Source organism: Quatrionicoccus australiensis (assembly GCF_020510525.1).
GTDB classification, from domain to species: domain Bacteria; phylum Pseudomonadota; class Gammaproteobacteria; order Burkholderiales; family Rhodocyclaceae; genus Azonexus; species Azonexus australiensis_B.
Genome location: NZ_CP075188.1, coordinates 2,106,134 through 2,130,816, shown reverse-complemented (window position 1 = coordinate 2,130,816; position 24,683 = coordinate 2,106,134). Strand labels below are relative to the sequence as shown.

At 63.2% G+C, this 24,683-nt stretch carries 23 protein-coding genes; 8 read left to right on the top strand and 15 right to left on the bottom strand.

Translation table 11 applies throughout. The features are described from left to right. Positions 1–7: 7 nt before the first annotated feature. On the top strand, positions 8–1,489 hold the full coding sequence (locus KI612_RS10260) for an FMN-binding glutamate synthase family protein (RefSeq protein ID WP_226439995.1): 1,482 nt from the start codon (positions 8–10) through the stop codon (positions 1,487–1,489). Here the strand turns inward: KI612_RS10260 and KI612_RS10255 are convergent. From KI612_RS10255 to KI612_RS10195, 13 genes are all read right to left on the bottom strand, one after another. Beyond that, positions 1,471–2,967, bottom strand: a complete 1,497-nt coding sequence (locus KI612_RS10255) for an NAD(P)H-hydrate dehydratase (RefSeq protein WP_226439994.1) — start codon at positions 2,965–2,967, stop codon at positions 1,471–1,473. The two genes, KI612_RS10260 and KI612_RS10255, sit on opposite strands and share 19 nt — an antisense overlap. 9 nt (positions 2,968–2,976) lie before the next feature. Beyond that, positions 2,977–5,736, bottom strand: a complete 2,760-nt coding sequence (locus KI612_RS10250; RefSeq protein ID WP_226439993.1) for an ATP-binding protein — start codon at positions 5,734–5,736, stop codon at positions 2,977–2,979. A 108-nt stretch (positions 5,737–5,844) separates the two neighbouring features. Further along, positions 5,845–6,744 carry a histone deacetylase family protein gene (locus tag KI612_RS10245; RefSeq protein ID WP_226439992.1) on the bottom strand — a complete coding sequence of 300 codons (900 nt, stop codon included), beginning with the start codon at positions 6,742–6,744 and terminating at the stop codon, positions 5,845–5,847. Positions 6,745–6,765: 21 nt separating this feature from the next. Beyond that, entirely contained in the window at positions 6,766–7,623 is an 858-nt protein-coding gene (locus KI612_RS10240) for a tetratricopeptide repeat protein (protein WP_226439991.1), read from the bottom strand. A gap of 17 nt (positions 7,624–7,640) precedes the next feature. Further along, a complete protein-coding gene (locus KI612_RS10235; RefSeq protein WP_226439990.1) occupies positions 7,641–8,315 on the bottom strand; it encodes a hypothetical protein in 675 nt (224 codons plus the stop codon). Beyond that, positions 8,312–9,394 (bottom strand): beta-ketoacyl synthase N-terminal-like domain-containing protein, encoded by a 1,083-nt coding sequence (locus KI612_RS10230; protein WP_226439989.1) that lies wholly within the window; start codon positions 9,392–9,394, stop codon positions 8,312–8,314. Before KI612_RS10230 ends, KI612_RS10235 begins: the two co-directional genes overlap by 4 nt. After that, positions 9,391–9,660: an acyl carrier protein gene (locus tag KI612_RS10225; protein ID WP_226439988.1), complete on the bottom strand. Its 270-nt coding sequence runs from the start codon at positions 9,658–9,660 to the stop codon at positions 9,391–9,393. The genes KI612_RS10230 and KI612_RS10225 overlap by 4 nt, the downstream gene beginning before the upstream one ends. Next, positions 9,657–10,889 (bottom strand): ABC transporter permease, encoded by a 1,233-nt coding sequence (locus KI612_RS10220; RefSeq protein WP_226439987.1) that lies wholly within the window; start codon positions 10,887–10,889, stop codon positions 9,657–9,659. Before KI612_RS10220 ends, KI612_RS10225 begins: the two co-directional genes overlap by 4 nt. A 3-nt stretch (positions 10,890–10,892) precedes the next feature. Next, entirely contained in the window at positions 10,893–11,804 is a 912-nt protein-coding gene (locus tag KI612_RS10215; protein WP_226439986.1) for an ABC transporter ATP-binding protein, read from the bottom strand. Further along, positions 11,804–12,790, bottom strand: a complete 987-nt coding sequence (locus tag KI612_RS10210) for a BtrH N-terminal domain-containing protein (RefSeq protein ID WP_226439985.1) — start codon at positions 12,788–12,790, stop codon at positions 11,804–11,806. Before KI612_RS10210 ends, KI612_RS10215 begins: the two co-directional genes overlap by 1 nt. Then, positions 12,790–13,185, bottom strand: a complete 396-nt coding sequence (locus KI612_RS10205) for a hypothetical protein (RefSeq protein WP_226439984.1) — start codon at positions 13,183–13,185, stop codon at positions 12,790–12,792. Before KI612_RS10205 ends, KI612_RS10210 begins: the two co-directional genes overlap by 1 nt. Continuing rightward, a complete protein-coding gene (locus KI612_RS10200; RefSeq protein ID WP_226439983.1) occupies positions 13,178–14,329 on the bottom strand; it encodes a beta-ketoacyl-ACP synthase III in 1,152 nt (383 codons plus the stop codon). Before KI612_RS10200 ends, KI612_RS10205 begins: the two co-directional genes overlap by 8 nt. Beyond that, positions 14,319–15,263, bottom strand: a complete 945-nt coding sequence (locus KI612_RS10195; RefSeq protein ID WP_226439982.1) for a dialkylrecorsinol condensing enzyme — start codon at positions 15,261–15,263, stop codon at positions 14,319–14,321. Before KI612_RS10195 ends, KI612_RS10200 begins: the two co-directional genes overlap by 11 nt. Before the next feature lie 158 nt (positions 15,264–15,421). Between KI612_RS10195 and KI612_RS10190 the strand changes: the two genes are divergently transcribed. The 7 genes from KI612_RS10190 (at position 15,422) to KI612_RS10160 (ending at position 21,015) form a co-directional block, all read left to right on the top strand. Further along, a complete protein-coding gene (locus KI612_RS10190) occupies positions 15,422–17,062 on the top strand; it encodes a CTP synthase (protein ID WP_226439981.1) in 1,641 nt (546 codons plus the stop codon). A gap of 133 nt (positions 17,063–17,195) precedes the next feature. After that, positions 17,196–18,032 (top strand): 3-deoxy-8-phosphooctulonate synthase, encoded by an 837-nt coding sequence (gene kdsA / locus KI612_RS10185; protein ID WP_226439980.1) that lies wholly within the window; start codon positions 17,196–17,198, stop codon positions 18,030–18,032. Continuing rightward, positions 18,032–18,340, top strand: coding sequence for a DUF1330 domain-containing protein (locus KI612_RS10180; protein WP_226439979.1), 309 nt, complete (start codon positions 18,032–18,034; stop codon positions 18,338–18,340). The genes kdsA and KI612_RS10180 overlap by 1 nt, the downstream gene beginning before the upstream one ends. Positions 18,341–18,376: 36 nt before the next feature. Beyond that, positions 18,377–19,660: a phosphopyruvate hydratase gene (eno, locus tag KI612_RS10175; RefSeq protein ID WP_226439978.1), complete on the top strand. Its 1,284-nt coding sequence runs from the start codon at positions 18,377–18,379 to the stop codon at positions 19,658–19,660. A gap of 6 nt (positions 19,661–19,666) precedes the next feature. After that, positions 19,667–19,951: a cell division protein FtsB gene (gene ftsB, locus KI612_RS10170; RefSeq protein WP_226439977.1), complete on the top strand. Its 285-nt coding sequence runs from the start codon at positions 19,667–19,669 to the stop codon at positions 19,949–19,951. 99 nt (positions 19,952–20,050) lie between these two features. Beyond that, positions 20,051–20,521, top strand: coding sequence for a peroxiredoxin (locus KI612_RS10165; protein ID WP_226444207.1), 471 nt, complete (start codon positions 20,051–20,053; stop codon positions 20,519–20,521). After that, on the top strand, positions 20,518–21,015 hold the full coding sequence (locus KI612_RS10160) for an FKBP-type peptidyl-prolyl cis-trans isomerase (protein ID WP_226439976.1): 498 nt from the start codon (positions 20,518–20,520) through the stop codon (positions 21,013–21,015). Before KI612_RS10165 ends, KI612_RS10160 begins: the two co-directional genes overlap by 4 nt. Positions 21,016–21,063: 48 nt before the next feature. On the opposite strand, the gene KI612_RS10155 is transcribed toward KI612_RS10160, so the two are convergent. Further along, complete coding sequence (locus KI612_RS10155; RefSeq protein WP_226439975.1) at positions 21,064–21,981, bottom strand: metallophosphoesterase; 918 nt, start codon at positions 21,979–21,981, stop codon at positions 21,064–21,066. Beyond that, the gene (mutS, locus tag KI612_RS10150) at positions 21,978–24,569 is read right to left on the bottom strand and encodes a DNA mismatch repair protein MutS (RefSeq protein WP_226439974.1); all 2,592 of its coding nucleotides are present in this window, start codon (positions 24,567–24,569) and stop codon (positions 21,978–21,980) included. Before mutS ends, KI612_RS10155 begins: the two co-directional genes overlap by 4 nt. Between the last annotated feature and the right edge of the window lie 114 nt (positions 24,570–24,683).

Here is a 24,683-nt window from a genome sequence, read left to right as displayed (position 1 = left end):
GGGTTTGATGTCCGAAGTCGTCGGCGTGTTTCATGTCAGTCTCGGGGTGCTGGTGGCACTGGTTGTCGCCTTGCTGTTCTTTTACTGGTACATCCGCGACATCACGCAGAAGCGCCATACGGTGCTGCGCAATTTCCCGGTGATCGGTCATCTGCGCTTCTTCTTCGAGCATCTCGGCGAGTATTTCCGGCAGTATTTCTTTCTCGGCGACCGCGAGGAAATGCCCTTCAACCGCGCGACGCGCGCCTGGGTCTATCGCCTGGCCAAGAACGAGGGCGGCATCCTCGGTTTCGGTTCGACTTACGATCTCAATCAGTCTGGCGCGCTGATTTTCGTCAATGCCTCCTTCCCGGTGCTGGAAAGCGAGCATCAGGCGACGCCGCCGGTGATCATCGGCGAAGGCTGGTGCGAGCAGCCGTTTGCCGCCCGCTCGCTGATCAACGTCAGCGGCATGAGTTACGGCGCCATCTCAAAACCGGCCGTGCAGGCCCTGTCGCGCGGCGCGGCGCAGGCCGGCTGCTACATGGATACCGGCGAGGGCGGCTTGAGTCCTTATCACCTCGAAGGTGGCTGCGACGTGATTTACCAGATCGGCACTGCCAAGTACGGGGTGCGCGATGCCGCGGGCAAGCTCGATCCGGACAAGCTGCGCCAGATGGCCGCACACGAGAAGGTCCGCGCCTTCGAGATCAAGCTGTCGCAGGGTGCCAAGCCGGGCAAGGGCGGCGTGCTGCCGGCCGCCAAGGTGACCGAGGAAATCGCGCAGATCCGTGGCATCCCGTTCGGCCAGGATTCGCTGTCGCCGAACCGGCATGCCGAGACCGGCAACATGGACGAACTGCTCGACATGGTGGTGCGCGTGCGCACGATTACCGGCAAGCCGGTCGGCGTCAAGACGGCGATCGGCGGCTGGCAGTTCATGCACGAGCTGGTCGAGGCGGTCAATCGGCGCGGCCTCGAATGTGCCCCGGACTTTCTCACCATCGACGGCGGTGAAGGCGGCTCCGGCGCGGCGCCGCAGGCGCTGGCCGACCACATGTCGCTGTCGATCAACGAGGCGCTGCCGCGCGTCGTCGATGCGCTGATCGAGAGCGGCCTGCGCGAGCGCATCAAGGTGATCGCCTCGGGCAAGTTGCTGACCCCGGCCAAGGTCGCCTGGGCGCTGGCTTGCGGTGCCGACCTGATCAACACGGCGCGCGGCTACATGTTCTCGCTCGGTTGCATCCAGGCGCTACGCTGCCACCAGAACAGCTGTCCGACCGGCATCACGACGCACGACCCGCGTCTGCAGCGCGGCCTGGTCGTCGAGGACAAGGCGGAACGCGTGGCCGCCTACACGCGCAACATGAACAAGGAAGTCGAAATGATCGCGCACGCCTGCGGCCTCAAGCATGCGCGGCAACTGCGCCGCGAGCATGTACGCATCGTCCAGCCGAATGGCCAGAGCGCTGCGCTCAACGTGCTTTATCCCTATCCGGCGGTGCGCTGAGCGATCCACTGGTTGAACAGGCTGCGGGCGGCCTCGATGACTTCGCCTGCGGTCAGCCCGACCGGACCGACGCCGTTGGCGACCAGCCGGTCGGCCGCGGCACCGTGCAGGTGAACGCCGGCCAGTAAAGCCTCTTCCGCCGGCCAGCCCTGGGCGAGCAGGGCGGCGATCAGGCCGGTCAGCACGTCGCCCATGCCGGCCGTGGCCATGCCGGGATTGCCCGTGGAATTGATCCAGCAGCGCCCGTCGACCGTTGCGATCACGGTGCCGCAGCCCTTGAGCGCGACATGGCAGTGATAGCGTTCGGCGATTTCGTGCGCCGCGGCAAGTCGGTCGGCCTGGACGTCGGCGATCTCGCATTCGAGCAGGCGGGCGGCTTCGGCCGGGTGCGGCGTGAGGATCGCCGGCTGGCTGCGGCTGGCCAGCGCGACCTGCAGGTTGCCTTCGCTGGCGACCAGGTTGAGCGCATCGGCATCGAGCACCAGCGGCTGGTCGAAGGTGATCGCGCGTTCGAGCAGTTCCGAGGCTTCCAGAGAATTGCCCAGGCCGGGTCCGCAGGCGAGCACGTCGAGTTCGCCCTGGAGCAGCGATTGCGGGCGGCGCAGCATCAGCTCCGGTTGCAAGGGATCGAAGCTGGGCGGCTGCGGGTCGAGCAGGCCGACATAGACGCGGCCGGCGCCGAGCTTGAGGGCGGCGCGGCCGGCCAGGAAGGCGGCACCGACCATCGAGTGCGCGCCGCCGAGGATGCCGGCGCTGCCGTAACTGCCCTTGTGGCTGTTCAGGTGGCGCGGCTGCAGGTGCGCGGCAAAATCGGCCAATTCGAGCAGTCGACCGTCTGGCCGCAACTCGTTGGCCGGATCGAGGTCGAGATTGGCGATGCGCAGCTCGCCGCAGTATTCCGGGCCGTCACCGGTCAACAGGCCGGGTTTGGCCGAAATGAAGCTCAAGGTATGCGTCGCCCGGATCGCCGTGCCAAGGATTTGCCCGGTATCGGCATTGAGGCCGGACGGGCAGTCGAGGGCGAGCACAGGGCAGCGGTCGCGCTGCGCCTGGCGGTTGGCCGTCACGATCCACTCGGCGTATTGCCCATCCGGGGCGCGCCCGAGACCGATGCCGAACAGGCCGTCGATGATCAGTGACCAGGCGGTGTCTTCCGGAATGCCGGTAAGTGTCGTCCCGCCATCGGCGACGAAGTCCTGCCAGGCATTGCGTGCATCGGCCGGCAGATTTTTCGCATCGCCGGCAAAGACGACGCTGACCGCAAAGAAGCGCTGGCGCAGCAGGCGGGCCGCGACAAAGGCGTCGCCGCCGTTGTTGCCCGGCCCGGCGAGCACCAGCACCGGCTGGTTGTGCTGGCCGGCCAGTTCGGTTGCCCAGCCGGCCGCCGCCAGACCGGCGCGCTGCATCAGGTTTTCATCGGCGTGGCGGGCTTCGATCTGGCGAAGGCTGCGGGAAAAATAGAGTGCGTTGCGTGACATGGCGGGTACTCAGTGTTTGCCGGGCAGGTGTTTGAGGATCAGCGCATTGAGTTTTTGCGGATCGATCGGCTTGGCGATGTAATCATCCATGCCCGCCGCCAGGCAGTCTTCCCGGTCCTGGGTGAGGGCATGCGCGGTCTGGCCGATGATCGGCAGTTGCGGCGCAATGGCCTTGATCTGGCGGGCTGCATCCAGGCCGCTGAGGACCGGCATCTGGACGTCCATCAGGATGCAGTCGAAGCTGCCGGTCGGCTGGTTGCGGATGGCGTCAACCGCCAGTTGCCCGTTATCGACCAGGGTCACGTTGGCGCCGTCTTCGCTCAGGTTGTCGCGCATGATTTCCTGGTTGATCTCGTTGTCTTCGGCGACCAGGATGTTCAGGCCGGCCAGCGGGCGGGTCGGGTCGGCTGGCTGGACGGAAGAGACGGCTGCAACAGGCAGATCGGGCGTCTGTCCCGGGTGGTAGGGCAGGCGCACGGAAAAGACACTGCCCTGATCCGGGACACTATGGACGCTGATCTGTCCGCCCATCAACCGGACGATACGCTCGGTGATCGCCAGCCCGAGTCCGGTGCCGCCAAACTTGCGGGTCGTCGAGTTGTCGCCCTGTTCGAAGGGGTGGAAGATCTTGCCGATCTGGCTGTCGGTGATGCCGATACCGGTGTCGGTGACCTGAATCAGCAATTCCCCTTCATCCAGTCCGACTTCCAGATCGACCTTGCCGGCTTCGGTGAATTTGATGGCATTGGAGAGCAGGTTGAGCAGGATCTGGCGCAGGCGCAAGGGGTCACTGCGCAGGCTGGCCGGGAGATTCCGGGTTTTGAGACCTAGGGCAATGCCCTTGATGCCGGCCCGTTCCTGCATGAGCTCGATGGTTTCGGCAAGAATCGGCGCCAGTTCGATCTCGGTCGTCTCGATCTTGAGCATCCCCGCTTCCATTTTCGAGAGATCGAGAATGTCGTTGATGATGCCGAGGAGCAGGGTGCCGGAGCTGACGATCTTGCGGAAGGCTTCGTTGGCGCGCGTGTTTTCCTCGGTGGAGCGAACCCCGATATGTGCCATGCCGAGTACCCCGTTCAGCGGCGTGCGGATCTCGTGGCTCATGTTGGCGAGAAAGTCGCTCTTGATCCGGGCCAGCCTGACCGCCTCTGCGCGCGCCTGTTCAAGATCGGCAGTCCGCTCGCTGACCAGTTGTTCGAGGTGGTCGCGATAGCGCTCGATCTCGATATCCTTGCGCTGATGCTCTTCCAGGGCAAGGCGCAACTCGGCCTCCATGGCCTTGGTTCGCGTGATGTCGGCAATGAAACCGAACCAGATGACGGTGTCGGCGCTTTCGGCTTGCGGAATGGCGTCGACCAGCAACCACTTCAGCTGGCCGGCAGCGGTGATGATGCGGTACTCGATACGCCAGGGGCTGCGACTCTCGGCCGAGGCGTAAAGCGAGGTAAAGAAGGCTTTCGCGTCATCCGGGTGCATCAGTTTGCGAATCGGGTCACCGCTCCTTTCAAGCTCTTCCGGCGTGACGCCATAAATGTCGGTGACCGCGTCGCTGACAAAGGGAAAGTGACCATGCCCGTCGGGCAGCAACCGGTACTGGAAGACAACGCCGGGCAGCGCCGAAACGATGCGGCGCAGGCGGGTGTTGGCGGCATGTTCGGCCGCTTTCGCCTCGTCGCTGACGATGACTTCCTGCAACTGGTTGAAGGCAGCGGCCAAGGTGCCGATTTCGTCCATTTTCCTGACCGGCAGGGCTTGCCGTGGCAGGGTTCCGGCACTCATCTGGTTGAGCAGGCCGGAGGCTTCGGTGAGCGGCGAAAGTTGGCGGCGCAGCCACCACCAGGCGAGCAGCGTGGCGAGAACCGAGAGGACCGCCGAGATGATCAGCAGGTGTTGCTGCATCAGTCGGATCGGCTCGAAGGCTTCGTCGGTCGGCAGCACCGACTGCATCAGCCAGCCGGTCGTCGGAATGCGCTTGCTCGACGAAAGTTCGACGACGCCACGCGAGCTGAGTGCGACGCCGGAACCTTCATAGCCGTTGATATAACGGTCGTAAACCGGATTGACGCCGGGCGGCGGACCAAGCTTCATCAGGCGGCGCTTGTCAGAGGAGGCGACATAGGTACGGCTTTCCGGTGCGGTGACGAAAAAGCTCCCGGTGCGCCCATATTTCGAGGTGCTGACTTCGTCGAGAAAATTCGATTCGGCAAGGTTGATCACGCCGATTACAACCCCCAGTACCTGCCGGTCCGCAGCCAGAATCGGCACCTGGATGGCGACTACTGGCTGCTTGCTGTGCTGGCTGAGCAAGGGGTCGGTGATGTGGCTCTTGCCGTCCAGCAAGACCTGTTTGACGACCGGGTAGGTGCTGAAATCGACGCCTCGGCGCTGCAGTCTTTCCGGCGTGCTGGCGATTGCCATGCCCTTGCTATCAACGACGAGAATGCCCCAGTTGAGGGTGCTTTCCGGAATGTCGCGCTGCTCCAGATAAGCCTGGATCCGGTCCGGGTTACGCATCATCTCGGCCGACAGCTTGCCGGAGATCGATTCGACGACGCTGAGGCGTTCCCGGATCGAGCGATCGAGTTCGCCGGCGATCAGCGAAACGGTGGAAAACTGCTGTGCGGAAATGGCAGCTTCCATGTCTGCGCGCAGGGTGTGACTCAGACTGAGCACGGTTCCCCAGAGCATGGTCAGGCTGAGCAGCAGGACACCTGCCGTGATGCGTGTGCGCAATGAACGCCATTCAAACATTCGAAACGATGTTTTCATGCTTCTCCTCGTGCTGCCCGAAGCCGAAACAGGGACTGCTATTTCAGGATTCAGACAGATTCTGCATTGTCACCCGGAGATCGGCCGTGAGCAAGAACAGAGAAGGGTTTAGCGCCGGTTTGCCCGGGCAAGTTGCAGCGTCGTGGCGTGAATGCGGACGGTGTCGTCGATCTGCCGCGCATAGCCGCCGGCCATGGCGATGGCGAGCGGCAGATGGCGGCTGCGACAATGCGCGAAAACCCGCCGGTCGCGCTCGGCGAGGCCGGCAAAACTCAGGCCGAGCCGGCCGAGGCGGTCGTCGTGGTAAGGATCGGCGCCGGCCAGGTAGATGACCAGATCGGGACGGGCGAGATCGAAGGCGGTTTCCAGGCCGGCTTCGAGTTGCAACAGGTAGGCGGTGTCGGTGCAGCCATCGGGCAGTTCGATGTCGAGGTCGCTCTGTTCCTTGGTGAATGGATAGTTGCGCGCGCCGTGGATGGAGAAGGTGAAGATGCGCTCGTCGCCGGCCAGGATGCTGGCCGTGCCGTTGCCCTGGTGCACGTCGCAATCGACGATCAGGATGCGCTCGGCTCGCCCTTCGGCCTGCATGGCGCGGGCGGCGACGGCAGCATCGTTGAAGACACAGAAGCCTTCGCCATGATCGGCAAAGGCATGGTGTGTGCCGCCCGCCAGATTGGCGGCGACGCCATCTTCCAGCGCGGCGCGGCAGGCGCTCAGTGTCGCTCCGGCCGAACGGCGCGAGCGTTCGACCATGCCCGGACTCCACGGGAAGCCGATGGCTTTTTGTGCCTTTTCATCGAGTCGACCGCTGGCGACGGCGGCGATGTAGTCGGGCGTGTGGGCGCGCGCCAGTTCTGCGTCGCTGGCCGGCGGCGGCAGGTGAAAGTCGTTTACGGAGAATTCGCCGCTGGCGAGCAGGGCCTCCCGCAGCCGGGAATACTTCTCCATCGGGAAGCGATGCCCGGGCGGCAGCGGCAGGACGAAGACGTCGGTGTAGAACAGCCGCACGCCTGTCGTCCTGAGTGTCGCTTAATTGAGTGCGGCCGACATCTTGCGCCGGAACTCGCGCACCAGATCGTCGTACTGCTCGCTGCCGCCGAGGGCTTCGAACAGTTGCAGCATGGCCTTGCGCGGTGCGCCTTCGTCGAAGAAGCGATCACGGACGATGACTTCCAGAATCGTTTCCATCGCTTCGCGGTAGCGGCCCTGGGCGGCATAGGCGCGCGCCAGGTCGAGGCGGGCGGCATGGTCATCCGGGTTGGTGGCGAGTTTGGCTTCGATTTCGGCGGTATCGGCGGCACCTTCGCTGAGCGCCAGGCGGGCGCGCAGGGCATTGGCACGCTCGGCTTCCTGGGCGTATTCGCCACCCAGCAATTGTTTGGCTTCGTCGTTGCGGCCGAGTTGCATCAGCACTTCGACCGCGTCGAGCTGGATGGCCTGGTCTTCCGGCGTGGCCTGGCTGGCTTCGACCAGCTTGGCGAGCGCTTCCTCGAACTTGCCTTCGCCGACCAGCGCGGCGGCTTCCTCGCGCAGGTTGGCGCCGCCGACGGCGGGCAGCGCGAAGCGGTCGAGGAATTCGCGGATCTGGCTTTCCGGCAGGGCGCCCGAGAATTCATCGACGAGCTGGCCCTGGAACAGGACCTTGACGGTCGGGATGCTGCGCACGCCGAAATGCTGCGACAGCTCCGGGTTCTCGTCGGCATTGACCTTGGCGAGCAGGAAGCGACCGGCGTATTCCTCGGCGAGCTTTTCGAGCAGCGGCTTCAGCACCTTGCAGGGCTCGCACCACGGTGCCCAGAAATCGACGACGACCGGCACTTCCTGGGCCGGCAGCAGGACCTGGGTTTCGAATTCGGCGAGGGAGACGTCAAAGGAATATTGGGACATGGTGTTCTCGGTGAAATTTAGATGCGGGCGAATTCTACCGCCAGCTTCCGGCCGGCGGCGGATTGCAAATACAGGTGGCCGATACTCCCGGCGGCAAGCCACTGGCCGAGTCGGGCCGGGAAATCCTTATCGTCGGCAAGCGCTTCGACAGGTGTGACTTCCGACAGGTGGAGACTGGCCAGCGAATTTTCAAGGGGGGTGGCGCTCAGGGCCAGCCACTGGCCGCTGGACTGGTCGTCGGTGTGGTCGAGCCGGGCGCACAGCACCTGGGCGTAGCGCCCGGTCTGCAGCCAGTGATCGGCAAGACTGAGCAGCAGTGACCAGTTGGCCGTCGACTCGTCAGCCAGCGGCAGGCAGGTTGCCGAGTGCAGGCCGGGCAGGAATGGCTTGAGTTGCGCTGCGGCAATCGCCGGCTGGGTGGCGAGAAAGTCGTAGGGCATGGGCTCGGCCCCGCCATTGCAGACTTCTTCGAGCAAAGCTAGCGTTTCGGTGCGTGGACCGCTGCGCGTCTGCCAGAGCAGAGCGGTCGGCAAAGTCCGGCGCTCGGCCGGCAGGCAGGCCAGGGCACCGACCACGGCGAGCTGGGTCAGCGTGGCGGCACGGCGCAGCGGTTTGCCGAGCGCGGCGCGCACGGCGGCGGGCAGTTCAGCCGCTGTAAATTCCTGGGTGATGACGGTGTCGAGATAAGTCATTGGCGACGCTCGACGATCAGGCTGGCCAAGCCGCCGCCGAAACCGATCAGTTGCAGCAGGGCGCGCTCGATATAGGTATTGCTGCGCACGACGGTCGGTTTCAGGGCGATTTCCGGGTCGGATTCGGCAAACCCCGCGGTGGCCGGGATCTGCTCGGCATCGAGGCAGGCAAGCAGGGCAACCAGTTCGGCGATGCCGCTGGCGCCCAGGGTATGGCCGAGATAGGGCTTGAGTGAGAGGAGCGGCGGCATGCGTTCGCGGAAAACCCGGCGCAGCGCGTTGGCCTCGGCGAGATCGGTGCCGGGCGAGCCGGCCGCCTGCAGCTTGACCAGCTCGATGTCGCCGGCCGGCATTTTTGCTTCCTGCAGGCAGTCGACCGTCAGGGCGGCAATCGGGCCGCCATCCGGGTCGGGGCCGGTCGTCGAATAGGCGTCGAGGCCGGTGCGCAGCCCGGCGATGCGCCAGGTGGCGGGTTGGGCGCTCAGGCGCACGGCGGCGACGGCTTCACCGAGCACCAGGCCATCGCGGCGGACGTCGAAGGGCCGGGCGGTGCTGCGCGAGAGCAGTTCCATTGCGGCAAAGCCGGCCAGGGTCGAATTGTTGGCGAGTTCGACGCCGAGCACGACGGCGTCGTCGATCAGGCCGGCGGCGATCAGGCTGCGCGCCGCATCGAGCGCCGAGAAGCCCGAAGTGCAGGCGGTCGAAAAGCTGTAGCAGGAACCGTTCAGGCCCAGCCAGTCGGCCAGTTGCCGGCTGAAGGCGGCGCAGGCGGGCGGCAGTTCGAAAGGCGAACCGGCTGCCTCGAATTGGCCCATCTGGAAGGACGAGGAGGCGATGAAGAGTGGCGTTTTTTCGTCGAGCGGGCCAAGTTGGGCTGCCAGGGCATGCATTGCTTGTTCGGCGCGGGCCTGCCAGGCGCTTTCCGGCAAGTTCAGCGCGAAATAGGGAAACTCGCGTTCGCCGAGCCGGCGGCGACCCGGCGCGCATTCGCCGGCCCACAGCGTCGAGGCGACTGCCGGCGGCGAATTGCCGGCAGCGCAGAGAAGGGCGCGGCCGGCGATGAATACGGGACGGCTCATGCGCGGCTGGCCCGCCAGGCGTCGAGATGTTCGGCGAGGTTGGCGACGCTGGACAGGATGCGCCGGGTTTCCTTGCTGTCGGGCAGGCGCAGGCCGTATTTCTTCTTGATCGCCATCGAGACCTGCAGCGCATCGAGCGAATCGAGCTGCAGCGGTGCCTCCGGCCCGAACAGCAGTTCGTCGTCGCTGATCGCCTCGGGTGCGCAGTCCTTGTCGCAGGCTTCGATGATCAGGGCTTTGAGTTCGTGGCAGAGGGCGGCGTTCATGAGCGGGCGGCTAGGGCGCGCCGGTTCAGCCAGACGGCGGCAACCAGCGACAGGAGGGAAAAGGCCAGCAACTGGACGATGCTGGGCAAGACGTCGGAGAGGCCGCCGTGGCGCAGCATCACCGTGTGGAAACCTTCCAGCGCCCAGGCCATCGGCGACAGCGCGGCAAGTTGCTGCATGGCGGCAGGCATGATGAATTTCGGCACCATGATGCCGCCGATGGCGCCCATCAGTATGTTGCCGACGCCGCCGACGATGGTTGCCTGTTCCGAGGTTTTGGCCAGGCTGGCGATGAGCAGCGCCCAGGCCACGGCGGCCAGGCTGACGGCGGCCGAAACGGCCCACCAGGCAAGCAACAGGGCCGGCGTGGCCGGCAGTTGCAGCGCCTCGCTACCAAACAGCGGCACCAGGTACATGCCGACCAGCACCATGAGCAGGGCCTGCACCTGGTTGACGACGAAGAAAGGCAGCAGCTTGCCCGCCAGCACCAGGCGGAAAGGCAGACCCATGGCGCGCAGGCGCTGCAGCGTGCCGTGCTGGCGCTCGATGATGAAAATCGAGGAAATCGGGATGACCACGAAGAACATCGCAAAGATCAGCCAGGCCGGCACATTCTGCTGCACCGAGGAAGGCAGGCTGGCATTGCTGTCACGGCGCACCGCTTCGCTGCGGATCTCGTCCGGCCAGTCCTTGTCGGCGCTGGCGCCGGGCGCGACCGGCAGGCCGAACAATTTGCCGGCCTTGTGGGTCAGCTCGTCGGCCCGGACACCACCCAGCGCCGCCATGACCTGATTGCGGAAGGCGAGTTGCAGGGCGGGCGACAGCGCCGGATCGAGCAGCAAAATCAGTGGTTCGGCCGGCTGGCCGTCGGCGCCACCAGGTGTCAGCAGGCGTTCGCCAAAGCCGGGCGGGACGACGAGGGCAAGATTGAGCCGGCCGGCCAGTACGGCGGTGCGCGCGGCGTCAAGATTACCGGCGTGGTCGATGCGGTTGAACGAGGCAGCCTTGCTCAAGCGCTTGCTCAAGGCTGCCGAACTGGCGCTTTGATCGAGGTCGACGAGCGCGTAGCTGGCGTCGATGCGGGCACCTGGCGTGAAGCTGTCGCGCAGGGCCAGGGTCATGACCAGGATGAAAATGGTCGGCATGATGAACAGCGCGAGCAGGCCATGCCGGTCGCGCAGCAGGGCGATGGATTCCTTGAGCCAGAGGGCGAGCAGACGGGCTGACATGGTCTAGTCCCGCAGCGAACGATTGGTCAGGCGCATGAAGACCTGTTCCAGGTCGTGCTGGCCGAAGCGCAACTGGCGCACGCCACAGCCGGCAGCGGCGAGTTCGTCGAGCAGGCGCGGCAGCTCAGCGGTCGACGCCAGTTTGAGGGCATATTTCAGTTCGCCGCTGGCACTGGCCGCATGCCGTGTCGCGATGTCGGCCGGCAGTTCGCGGTCGAGCGTGATGTCGAGCACGGGCTCCGGAGTGGCGAGAATGTCGGCCAGCCGGCCCTCGGTCAGCACCTTGCCCTGGTCGATGATGGCGATCTGCTGGCAGATTGCTTCGACTTCTTCCATGTAGTGGCTGGTGTAGATCACCGTCGTGCCGGCCGCGGGCAATGCGGCAATGGATTCGAGCAGGAAGTGCCGCGATTGCGGATCGACGCCGACTGTCGGCTCGTCGAGGAGCAGCAGCTGCGGCTGGCCGAGCAGGCCGATCGCCAGGTTGAGGCGCCGGCGCAGGCCGCCGGAAAGCTCCCCGGCGCGCTTGGCGACGACCTGCTCGAGGCGGGCGAAGGCAATGGCCGACTCAAGCCGTGTCTTGAGTATTGAGCCAGTCAGACCGAGGATGCCGCCGAAGAAGCGCAGGTTCTCGGTCACCGTCAGCATCGGATAGAAGGCGTAGTCCTGCGGCACCAGCGCGATGGCGCGCGGGTTGACGGTGCGGGCGGTGGCAAGCGGCTGGCCGTGCAGCGCGATCTTGCCGTCGGCAGCGGTCAACAGCCCGGCGAGCAGCGAAATCAGGGTCGTCTTGCCGGCGCCGTTCGGGCCGAGCAGGCCGTAGATGCCGCCGGCCGGAATATGCAGCGAAATGCCCTGCAGGGCCGGGCTGGCGGCGTCGCGATAACGGTAGGAGACGCCGTCGACGACCAGCATCAGGCGGCGCGTTTCAGGTCGCGGAAGAAGGCCTGTTCGTGCTCGGCGATGCGGCGCAATTGATCGGCGAGCTTGCCCGGCGCCAGCGGCTCGCGGTCGCGGATCATGCGCGCTGCGAAGAGCGCGAATTCTCGCCATTCGTCGCCGATCTCGATCAAGGCTTCGGACAGCTCGTTGAGACGCGGCCGGGCGAGCAGTTCGGCGGCTTCCTGCAGGAAGGACGCGTAGATGAAGCGGAAACCACCACCGCCGGTGCCGATTTCTTCCTGCATGCGCACGATCTGGCCGATGAACATCTTGCTCGCCGCTGGCGCGCTCGCATCGAGTCGTTCGATCGCCTTCGCCAGGCTGCGGATGCCGCGCACGCCGATGATCGGCAGCGGCGTTTCCATGATGCGCACGGTCTTCTTCAGCGCCTTGGGGATGACCACCGACCAGTCCGGTATCTGCGGCTTGCCGGTGGCGTAGTAAAGCAGGCCTTTCGGGGCCAGCGCGCCCTTGGCGAAACGGGCTTTCTGCAGGGCTTCCGGCGCGCAACGCATGGGCGTGTCGAAGACCGGGTCGGAGAGCAGGTAGTCGCCGCTCGCCGCATCGCGACCGTAGGCCAGCACATTGTGGGCGTTGAAGTGAAAGCGCAGGTCTTCCGGCATGTAGGGCAGCCAGAAGACCGAGGTCTGCATGCCGACGATGTGGCCGGCGGCGAGCAGTTCGTCGAGGCGACGCGTGCCGTCCTCCGGCTTGCCGAAGGTCTCGAAGCGCATTTTCAGGCCGAGCGGCTTCTGCAGCCCCTTGATGATGAACTTGGGCGGCATGCGGTAGGCGACCAGCGGCAGGCCATTGATCTTGACGATGGGCAGATAGGCGAAAGAGAGCGCCGAGGACAGCCCGAACGCCATCGGCTCGGAAATCGGCAGGCCCTGGTGGCGCAGCATCGTGGACATGACGCCGCTTTCGCAGTGGGAAGCCTGGCTGTGCTGGAATTCCATCAATCGACCTTTTTCAGTTGTTCGAGGCTGATGCCCATTACCTCGGCGTAGCGGGCGAGCAGCGCGTCAGACAGTGTGGCGAAGATGTCCGGCCGGAAATGACGGCGAATGCGCCACTGGAAAAGGCCGGTGGTCTGCGCCAGCATAGCCACGTCCATGCGCGCCTTGTGCATGTGGTATTCGAGCGCCGAGGTCTGCCCGGCGAGAGCGCGCTGGCGGGCATCTGCAGCCAGGCGGTTGAGGTCGTCTACGGCTTGTTTTGTGACGATTTCCTCGACCTCCCAGCCGGCCGACTGGACGAGATGCAGCTTGCCGTCGGCGCCGCGCGCATAGACTGCCTTGCTGTGGCCGCCTAGGGTAGCGTTGCCCTCCTGGGGAACTTCGTTGTCAAGCATGGTCGACCGCCGTCAGATGCATCAGCGAGCCGGTGAAACGGCCGCTTTCCGGGATGAAGCAGAGCAGGCGGTCACCGTTCTTGAGGCGGCCGCTTTTGAACAGTTCATCGATCATGATGTAGATCGACGCGGCACCGGTGTTGCCCTTGGTGTGCAGGTTGGTGAACCACTTTTCCTGGGGAATCGGGAAGCCGAGTGCAGCCATGTGCTCGGCAAGCGGCTGGCGGAAGTACTCGGAAGACATGTGCGGCAGGAACCAGTCGACCGCATCCGGCTTGAGTTCGCGCGTCGCCATCGACTTCTCGAGGATCTTGCCTATCGTCTGGCGCACGATGTTTTCATTGAGCAGCCGGACGTCCTGCTTGATGGCAAACAGCGAGCGCCGGCCCCATTCGTTGGCCGGATAGGTCTTCCAGCCGCGCAACGTGCCGTCTTCCTGCTTTTCGCCGCCAGCGTACATGCAGGTTTCCATGGCGCCGGCCTGCGACAGGATGTCGATCCAGTCGATGCGCAGCGACAGTCCGGCAGGTGCCGGCTGATCCTGGAGCAGGAAAGCGCCGGCGCCGTCGGAGAGCATCCAGCGCAGAAAATCTTTTTCGAAAGCGATTTCCGGGTTGCTTTCCAGCTCGCTAATGCGGTGTTCCGACTCGCTGGCGAAATTGCGCGCATGCAGCACGGCGGAAGCCTGTTCCGAACCGGTGGCGACGGCATTTTTCGCCTGGCCACAGAGCACGGCCATGTAGGCATATTTCAGTGCGGTCAGGCCGGACAGGCAGATGCCAGCGGTCGACACGACTTCACAGGGCGAAATGCCCAGTTCGCCGTGCACCATGACGCCATGGTTGGGCATCAACTGGTCGGGCATGGTCGTGCCGGTGGACAAGCAATCGATGGCGTCGCCGATATCCAGGCCGCGGATCGCTGCCGCCGTCAGTTGGGCATTGTTGTGCGTTGTTTCGCCAGTCGCCGGATCGATCGCGTAGTAACGTTCGCGGATGCCGTTGTTGCGCAACACGATGCGGCGAGCGCGCGAAGGTCGGCCGCCAACCATGCCGAGCACGTTCTCGATGTTTTCGTTATCGACCGGTGCATTCGGCAAAAAGGCCGAACTACGGGTGATATAGACCTTGCCGCTACTGTTCATATTTGTTCAGGTTGAATTCCTGCGCGCCGGACGGCAGTTCGAGTTCGGCGCGTAAGCGCGCCAGCCGGGGCTTGAGCAGGGGGGAAAGCAACCATTGTAGCAACAGGCTGAGTGGAACAACGGTAAACACCATGGCAATCAGGTAAATGGTGAATACTGCCAAGATAGGGCGCCGCCGCCATTGTCCACGCTTGCCGAAGCTGCGAATGATTTTTGACCAGACGCGGAAAGCCCGATGACCGGCCTTTTCGCTCATCGCCAGGCGCGGATTGACCGGGGCGGCTCTCAGGCCGGTCAACATCGGTTTTCCCGTCTTTTCGCCGTCGTGATCGAGTGCGTCAGCCAGCGCGCACCCGAAACGCCTGGCGCCACGCACATCTTCCCTGGAGACGCCGGCCGGCGGCAGGCCGAGGAAGCTGTCGCGCTTGCCGGTCAGCACCCAGCGAGGTGTGGTGATCAGTGTGGCCAGCGCATGCGCGTTGTCGGTAAAGGCAATGTGGTCACGCAATTCGCCACCGGCCTCGGCAATCAGGCGCTGCATGGTCTGTTGTGCGGTCAGCCACATGTTGCGGCAGGCCACCAGCGTGACTACCGGTTTGCCCTTGAGCAGATGTTTGGCCCGGGCACTGTTCAGGAAAGCGACGATGGGCAGGGCGGGCGACAGGTACCAGACCTGATAGGTCAGAATGACCAGGTCGAATTCGGCATCCGCCGGGATGGAGAGGGGCTTTAACGGTGGTGCGTCGAGCTGCACGGATTCGGCAAAGACATCAACAAAATCGACCAGCGACCACGGCCAGGGAAACGGCGTTTCCGGCACCAGCGTCTCCAGATGGACCTTGTGACCGGCCGCCGCAAGCGGGGCGATCACCTGTGCGGTCACGTCGGCAAGTTGCCCGGTTTGCGAATAATTGACGACGAGAACGTTTTTCAAGGTGTTATCTGATGGCTGGCGAACCCATGATTCTAACAAATGACGCGGGGCTGACGGTCGACCGGCGAAATGGCCGGGAATTGTTTGATTTGCGCAACGGACTTGGGGAATTTGCAGCTTTTCGGCTATCATTCGGCTTTCCCGCAGCCTGTCTTTCCATGACCAAATTTGTTTTCGTTACGGGTGGTGTCGTGTCCTCTTTGGGCAAAGGCATCGCCGCCGCGTCGCTCGGGGCCATTCTGGAATCCCGCGGCATTAAAGTCACCCACCTCAAGCTTGACCCCTACATCAACGTCGACCCCGGCACGATGAGTCCTTTCCAGCACGGAGAGGTTTTCGTCACCGAGGACGGCGCCGAGACCGATCTCGATTTGGGGCATTACGAGCGCTTCACCAGCGCCAAGATGGCCAAGCGCAACAACTTCACGACTGGCCAGATCTATGACACCGTGCTCAAGAAAGAGCGCCGTGGCGAGTATCTCGGCAAGACCGTGCAGGTCATTCCGCACATTACCGACGAGATCAAGCACAAGATCAAGGCCGGTGCCGAAGGCGCCGATGTGGCCATCGTCGAAGTCGGCGGCACGGTTGGCGACATCGAGTCGCTGCCCTTCCTGGAAGCGATCCGCCAGATCGGTTTCGAAGAAGGCCGCAACAACGTCTGCTACATGCATCTGACGCTGCTGCCCTACATCCCGACTGCCGGTGAGCTGAAGACCAAGCCGACCCAGCATTCCGTCAAGGAATTGCGCGAAATCGGCATCCAGCCAGATATCCTGCTTTGCCGCGCCGACCGTTCGATTCCGGTCGAGGAACGCCGCAAGATCGCATTGTTCTGCAACGTCATGCCGGAAGCCGTCATCGAGTGTCTCGATGCCGACTCGATCTACAAGATCCCGGGCATGCTGCACGAACAGATGCTCGACGAAATCGTCTGCCACAAGCTGAACATCCTGGCCAAGGCGGCCGACCTGACGGTCTGGGAAAACCTGATCGTGGCGCTGGAACATCCGCTGCACCAGGTCAAGATCGCCTTCGTCGGCAAGTATGTTGACCTGACCGAGTCCTACAAGTCGCTGATCGAAGCCATCAAGCATGCCGGCATCCATACGCGCAGCGAAGTGAACATCGTCTATCTCGATTCCGAAGATATCGAGAAGAACGGTACCGGCGTCCTCGAAGACCTCGATGCCATTCTGGTGCCGGGCGGCTTCGGTCGACGCGGTACGGAAGGCAAGATTGCCGCCATTCGTTATGCCCGCGAAAACAAGGTGCCTTATCTTGGCATCTGTCTCGGCATGCAGCTCGCCGTCGTCGAATTCGCCCGTGATGTGGCCGGCATGGCCGGCGCGCACTCTACCGAATTCGTGCAGGACACGCCGTACCCGGTGATCGGTCTGATTACCGAGTGGCTCGATGCTTCCGGCAAGATCGAAAAACGCGGCGAAGATTCCGATCTCGGCGGCACGATGCGTCTCGGCGGCCAGATCTGCAAGCTGGCCGAAGGCTCGCTGGCGCGCCAGATCTACGGCAAGCCGGAGATCACCGAGCGCCATCGTCATCGCTACGAAGTCAACAACACGCTGCTCGCCCAGCTCGAAGAGAAGGGCCTGGTCGTTGCCGGTCGTGCGCCGGGTACCGATCTGTGCGAAATGGTCGAATTGCCGGCCGACGTGCATCCGTGGTTCGTCGGTTGCCAGTTCCATCCGGAATTCACCTCCAACCCGCGTCAGGGTCATCCGCTGTTCACGTCCTTCGTGAAAGCCGCGCTGACCAATCAACAGGCACAAGGCAAATGAAGCTCTGCGGTTTCGAGGCTGGTCTAGACCAGCCTTTTTTCCTGATTGCCGGGACAGCCGGAGCGCGGAGCAGGAGCCCTGCATCGCGGGGATGTGACCGCGCAGGCTGTCGTCGGGCCCGGAAGGAGCAGCCATGAATCTGTGCGGTTTCGAAGCTGGCCTAGATAAGCCTTTTTTCCTGATTGCCGGGCCCTGTACCGCCGAGTCCGAGCAGCTATGCCTGGATGTCGCCGGCCATATGAAGGAAGTTTGTGCCCGTCTGGGTATCAACTACATCTTCAAGGCGTCGTACGACAAGGCCAATCGCAGTTCCGGCACCTCGGTGCGCGGCCTCGGTCTGGACGAAGGTCTGCGCATCTTCTCGGAAGTACAACGCCAGATCGGCGTGCCGGTGCTGACCGACGTGCATACCGTCGAAGACATTCCGGCCGTGGCCAGTGTGGTTGATGTGCTGCAGACGCCGGCCTTCCTGTGCCGGCAGACCGACTTCATCCATGCGGTTGCGACCTGCGGCAAGCCGGTCAACATCAAAAAAGGGCAGTTTCTTGCCCCGGGCGACATGAAGAACGTCGTTGCCAAGGCACGCGAAGTGAACAACGGCGCCGACAACATCATGGTCTGCGAGCGTGGCGCCTCCTTCGGCTACAACAATCTGGTTTCCGACATGCGCAGCCTGGCGATCATGCGTGAAACCGGTTGTCCGGTCGTGTTCGATGCAACGCACAGCGTGCAGTTGCCGGGCGGGCAGGGTACGACCTCGGGCGGACAACGCGAATTTGTGCCCGTTCTGGCGCGTGCCGCCGTGGCGGTCGGTATTTCCGGCCTGTTCATGGAAACCCATCCTTGTCCGGAAAAAGCCTGGTCGGATGGCCCGAACAGCTGGCCGCTGGATCGCATGGAAAGCCTTCTGGCTACCCTGGCTGCGCTTGACAAGGCGGTCAAGAGCGCAGGCTTCGAGGAACTGAAGTAATGGCGGAAAAGGGCTATATCGTCGCCGAAGTCAAAGTACATGACGCCGACGCCATGGCCCGTTATCGCCTGATGTCGCAAGCGGCCGTCGAGCAATACGGCGGGCGCTTTCTCGTCCGCGGTGGTGCCGCCGAGATTCTCGAAGGCAAATGGACGCCGCCGCAACGGATGGTTGTCGTCGAGTTCGATACCGTTGATCAGGCCAAGCGCTTTTACGACTCAGCCGAGTACCAGGCGGCGCGCAAAACGCGCGAAAATGCTGCCGAAATGAACATGCTGGTCATTGCCGGTGTTGATAATTTAATTTAAGTAGTTCTTTCAATTAATTGATAACAAGGAAGAAATATGAGTTCCATCGTTGATGTTGTTGCACGAGAGATTCTGGATTCCCGCGGCAATCCCACCGTTGAAGCTGATGTGCTGCTCGAGAGCGGTGTCATGGGCCGTGCAGCGGTTCCGTCCGGCGCCTCGACCGGCACCCGCGAAGCGATCGAGCTGCGCGACGGCGATGCCGGTCGTTATCTCGGCAAGGGCGTGATGCAAGCCGTTGAAAACATCAACACCGAAATCTCCGAAGCCATCATTGGCCTCGATGCCCAGGAACAGGCCTTCATCGATCAGACCATGATCGACCTCGACGGCACCGAAAACAAGTCGCGCCTCGGCGCCAACGCCATCCTGGCCGTCTCGATGGCTGTCGCCAAGGCTGCCGCCGAAGAATCCGGCCTGCCGCTTTACCGCTATTTCGGTGGCATGAGCCCGATGCAGATGCCGGTGCCGATGATGAACATCATCAACGGTGGCGAGCACGCCAACAACAGCCTGGACATCCAGGAATTCATGGTGATGCCGGTTGGTGCCGCCAATATCCGCGAAGCGATCCGCTGCGGCGCCGAAATCTTCCACGCGCTGAAGAAGCTGCTCAACAAGGCCGGCCACTCCACCGCTGTCGGTGATGAAGGCGGTTTCGCCCCGAATCTGGGCAGTCATGCCGAAGCACTGCAGATCATCATGCAGGCGATCGAACTGGCCGGTTACGTGCCGGGCAAGGATGTCCTGCTTGCTCTCGACTGCGCTGCTTCCGAGTTCTACAAGGATGGCAAGTACAAGCTGGCCGGCGAAGGCCTGGAGCTGACCTCGGCCCAGTTCGTTGACTACCTGGCCAACCTGGCTGACCAGTTCCCCATCGTTTCCATCGAAGACGGCATGTCCGAAGCCGACTGGGACGGCTGGAAGCTGCTCACCGACCGCCTCGGCGACAAGGTGCAGATCGTCGGTGACGACATCTTCGTCACCAACACCCGCATCTTCAAGGAAGGCATCAAGAAGGGCATCGCCAACTCGATCCTGATCAAGATCAACCAGATCGGCACCCTGTCGGAAACCTTCGCTGCCGTCGAAATGGCCAAGCGTGCCGGTTACACCGCCGTGATCTCGCACCGTTCGGGTGAAACCGAAGACAGCACCATCGCCGACATCGCTGTCGGCCTGAATGCCGGCCAGATCAAGACCGGTTCGCTGTCGCGTTCGGATCGTATCGCCAAGTACAACCAGCTCATCCGCATCGAGGAAGATCTGGGCGATACCGCTTCCTACCCGGGCCGCGAAACCTTCTACAACCTGCGCTAAACGCAGATGCGCTGGCTGACGGTCGGCCTCCTTGCAGCCATCGGCCTGCTCCAGTACCCCCTCTGGGTGGGTAAGGGGGGCTGGCTGAAGGTCTGGGAGTACGACCGTCAATTGCAGCAGCAGAAGGAAGTCACCAAGTCGCTCGAAATCAGGAACGCCGGCCTCGATGCCGAAGTCCGCGACCTCAAGCAGGGTTACGACGCGATCGAGGAGCGGGCCCGTTTCGAACTGGGCATGGTTCGCCAGGACGAAACCTTCGTGCAGATTCCGGAGAAAGTTCCCGGAAAATAGCCGGAAAAAAGGCGTCGACCGCTGTAGTCACCAGCATTGGCCTCCGCTAGAATCGCTCTCAGCAGTCCCCCAAAGAGAGCGCTCGAGGAGAACAACATGCTGCTCAAGGTTGGCGAAAGAGCTCCCGCATTTGCCTTGCCGGATGCCGACATGGAGACTGTCGATCTGGCGGTCTTTCAGGGTGAAAAGCATCTTGTGCTTTTTTTCTATCCGAAAGACGGCACACCTTGCTGCATCAAGGAGGTGACTGATTTTTCCGATCACGAGGGAGATTTCAAGCGGCAGGATTGCCTTCTGCTCGGTGTCAATCGCGATGACTGTCTGAAACATGCCGAGTTTCGCGACAAGGAAGGCATCGGTCTCGAGTTGCTGTCGGATGCTGATGGCGCCGTCTGCAAGCGGTACGGTGTCTGGCAGGCCAAAGAGGTGGATGGCCATAAAAAATACGGCATCGTCCGTTCCACCTTCATCATCGACCGCACGGGTATCATTCGCCATGCGCTCTACAACGTCAATTACAAGGGTCACGCACAGGAAGTGCTGCGCCTGGTCAAGGAACTGAATACATGAATACCCTGGTCGCCAGAAATACCGTCATCACCCTCGACTACCACGTCACCGATCCGGATGGCGAAGTGGTGGACGAAGGCCGCGAGCCGCTCGTCTATCTGCATGGCGGTTACGACGACATCTTCCCGAAAATCGAGGAAGCCCTGCAAGGCAAGGCCGTCGGCGAGTCGGTCAAGGTCAAGCTGCAACCGGACGAAGCCTTCGGCGACTACGATGCCGAAATGGTCCAGATCGAGCCGCGCAAGGACTTTCCGAAAGAGCTGCAGGTTGGCATGCAGTTCGAAGGCGGCGCCGAAGACGGCAATGAAGAAGATTTCATCATCTACCGTGTGACCGACATTGCCGACGACAAGGTTGTTCTCGACGGCAATCACCCGCTGGCCGGCATGGCTCTGGTCTTCACCTGCACCGTGACCTCGATTCGCCCGGCCAGCGCCGAAGAACTCGAACACGGTCATGTGCATGGTGGCGACGACGAGGATGACTGCCACTGAGTTTGCGGCAGCTTCCCGGCAAAAGGCGCAGAGCGATCTGCGCCTTTTTTATTGCTTCGACGTCCAGGGCTGTGCCTCGAAGCGGAACAGCGTTGGCGAAGCCGTATCGATGATGCCGCGCGTCCAGCCCATGACCGGGTAACCGAAGGTTTCGACGCGGGTAAAGTTGGCCAGCGTCTTGCCGTCGCCGTCGCGCAACGGTTGATCGATGTGGCTCATGTGGGTGTCGCCGTGCACGGCGACGACCTGACCGCGAAAGGCAATGCTTTCGGCGCGCAGGATGGTGAGAAATTCGCGGTAACCCTCGTGCGCCAGGCCCTGGGCAAAATTCTTCCAGGCCGGATCGGCCTGGAAGAGCAGCACGATGCCGGCCAGCTTGTCACGGCGGGCGAGGGCGAAACTGTCCTGCAGCCATTTCAGGACGACCGGGTTGCGCGCCTGGAATTCCGCCGAGGCCTGCTTGCCGAGGCCGAAGTTGTTGTTGCCGCCGGGAACGTTGATGGTCACGAAGAGCACCGGCCCGAGCCGGAAACGCGCGTGTTCCGGGTAGCTGCCTGATTGTTTTTCCAGGCGTAGCTTTTTTTGCCCCAGGGAATAGTCGCCCTTCCAGAACAGGCTGCGCAATTTGCCTAGCCGTTCCAGCGGATCGTAGGCACCGTTCGAAGAACGATTGCAATCGGTCCATTCGTTGTCGCCGGGAACGAAAACGAAGGGAACGCGCACCGCATTGAACAGCTTGTAGCGGTCTTCGAACAGGCTGTCGTCGCAACGATCCTTGCCGTGCTTGATGTCGCCGATGTGAGCCACGAAATCGACATGGCTGTCGGCGATGGCATCGAGCATTTTCGGCAATTCGCGGCGTTCGTAATCGGAGTAGGGGACGTCGCCGATCAAGCCGAAACGGTAGATCTCCGCTTGTGCCGCCATGCTTGCGGCAAGCAGCAAGGCGGCCAGCCGGATTTTCACTTGAGCAGCTTCTTCAGGGCGTACAAGGCGTCGAGCGCCTCGCGCGGCGTCAGGCTGTCGGGGTCGATGCCGGAGAGTTGTTCGAGCGCCGGGTGCGGTTCCGCTTCAAATGGCTCCGGCTCGCCCTGGGCGAAAAGATCCGGTTGCAGCGGGTCGACCGTGGCGCGTTGCTCGAATTCGCGCAACTGCTTGCGGGCGGCGCGTACCACGGCATTGGGAATGCCGGCCAGAGCAGCGACCTGGATACCGTAACTCTGGTTAGCCGGGCCTTCCTCGACCGAGTGCATGAAGACGATGCGGTCGTTGTGCTCGACGGCGTCGAGGTGCACGTTGGCCAGTTCGCTGTATTCGTGCGAGAGCCGCGTCATCTCGAAATAATGCGTGGCGAACAGCGTCAGGCAGCGGTTCTTGTCGATCAGGTGGCGCAGGATCGCGAAGGCCAGCGACATGCCGTCGAAGGTCGAGGTGCCACGCCCGATCTCGTCCATCAGCACCAGGCTGTTGGCGGTTGCGTGGTGCAGGATGGCGGCGGCTTCGGTCATTTCGACCATGAAGGTCGAACGCCCGGAAGCGAGGTCGTCGGAGGCGCCGATGCGCGTGAAGATGCGGTCGAGCGGCCCGAGCACGACACGTTCGGCCGGCACGTAGCAGCCGATGTGGGCGAGCAGGGCGATCAGCGCCGTCTGCCGCATGTAGGTCGATTTGCCGCCCATGTTGGGGCCGGTGATCAGCAGCAGGCGGCGGTTCTTGGCGAGCAGCACGTCGTTGGCGATGAAGGTGTCGGCGCTGTTGGCCATTTCGGCTTCGACCACCGGATGGCGCCCGGCCTGGACGGTCAACCCGATTTCATCGGCAAATTCCGGGCGGCTCCAGTTGCGCTTGAGTGCCGTGTCGGCAAAACCGGCCAGCAGGTCGAGCTGGGCGACGGCGCCAGCGATTACCTGCAGGGTCGGGATGGCCGGTGCCAGTTCGTTGAGGATGCCCTCATAGAGAAGCTTTTCGCGCGCCAGCGAACGCTCCTGGGCGGACAGCGCCTTGTCCTCGAAGGCTTTGAGTTCCGGCGTGATGTAACGCTCGGCATTCTTCAGCGTCTGGCGGCGGCGGTAGTCGTCGGGAATCTTGTCGGTATTGGCGTGCGTGACTTCGATGTAGAAGCCATGCACTTTGTTGAATTCGACCTTGAGGCTGTTGATGCCGGTGCGCTCGCGCTCGCGCACTTCCATATCGACGAGGAAGGCGCCGCAGTTGTCGTTGAGCGAGCGCAGTTCGTCGAGTTCGGCGTCGTAGCCCGGCGCAATGGCGCCGCCATCGCGAATCTGGGCGGCTGGCTCGGCGGCGATCGAACGGATCAGCAGATCGAGTGCCGCTGCCGGTGTCTGTATCTCCTGGCAAAGCTGTTGCAGCAGCGGCGAGGGCTGTTCGGCCAGTGGCGCGCGCAGTGCCGGCAGGCGGGCCAGCGAGTCGCGCAGGCTGGCGAGGTCGCGCGGCCGGGCATTCTTCAGCGCAACGCGGCCGGCGATGCGCTCGATGTCGCCGATGCCGCGCAGTTCGCGGCGGATGTCGCCGGCAATCCGGCCGTAATCATCGAGCAGGCCCTCGACGGCGGCATGGCGGGCGGCGGGAATTGCCCGTTCGCGCAGCGGATGATGCAGGGTGTGGCGCAGCAGGCGGGCACCCATGCTGGTGACGCAATTGTCGAGCAGCGAAAAAAGCGTCGGCGAAGGCTGGCCGCGCAGGGTTTCGGTCAGTTCCAGGTTGCGCCGGGTGGCGGTGTCAAGACCGAGGTAGGCGCCTTCGAGCTCAACGGTCAACGCTCGCAAATGCGGCAAATTGCCGGCCTGCGTCGTCTGCGCGTATTGCAGCAGGGCGCCGGCCGCGGCCACGGCCGGGCGCAGGCCTTCGGCGCCGAAGCCGGCCAGTGAGGCAACCTTGAAATGATCGCAGAGCAGGCGCTTCGCCGAATCGACCTCGAAATACCAGTCCGGCTGCCGGGTGCGCGCGCCGTCGAGCGGGATTTCCGGAATCCAGCTTTCCGGATAGAGGATTTCCGCCGGGCGGATGCGCTCCAGCGTCGCCGCCAGTTGCTCAAGGCTGGTTTCGGTCAGGATGAATTCGCCGCTCGCCAGATTGAGGCGGGCCAGGCCGACGGTGTTGCGGTGCACGCAGAGCGCCAGCAGCCAGCTGTCGCGGCGATCATCGAGCAGCGCCGCATCGGTCAGCGTGCCGGGCGTGACGATGCGGGCCACGGCGCGTTCGACCGGACCCTTGCTGGTCGCCGGGTCGCCGATTTGCTCGCAGATCACCACCGATTCGCCCATCTTCACCAAGCGCGCCAGATATTGCTCGGCGGCATGGAAAGGCACACCGCACATCTTGATCGGCTGGCCGGCCGACTGGCCGCGCGTGGTCAGGGTGATGTCGAGCAGGCGGGCGGCCTTTTTGGCATCCTCGAAGAACAGTTCGTAGAAATCGCCCATCCGGTAGAACATCAGCTTGTCCTGGGCATGCGCCGCCTTGAGGCCCATGTACTGGCGCATCATCGGGGAAATGCCGTCCTTGGCCGGGCTGGAGGTCTCTTTTTTGCTCATTTTTTTCAGGTAATGTCAGTCAGGGCGGGCTGCCTGTTCTGCGCAAGGCGGAAGAAGCGGCGAGGGCGGCTATTGTATTCGTTGCGCCCGGCTGCGGACAGCGCAAAGTCTGTG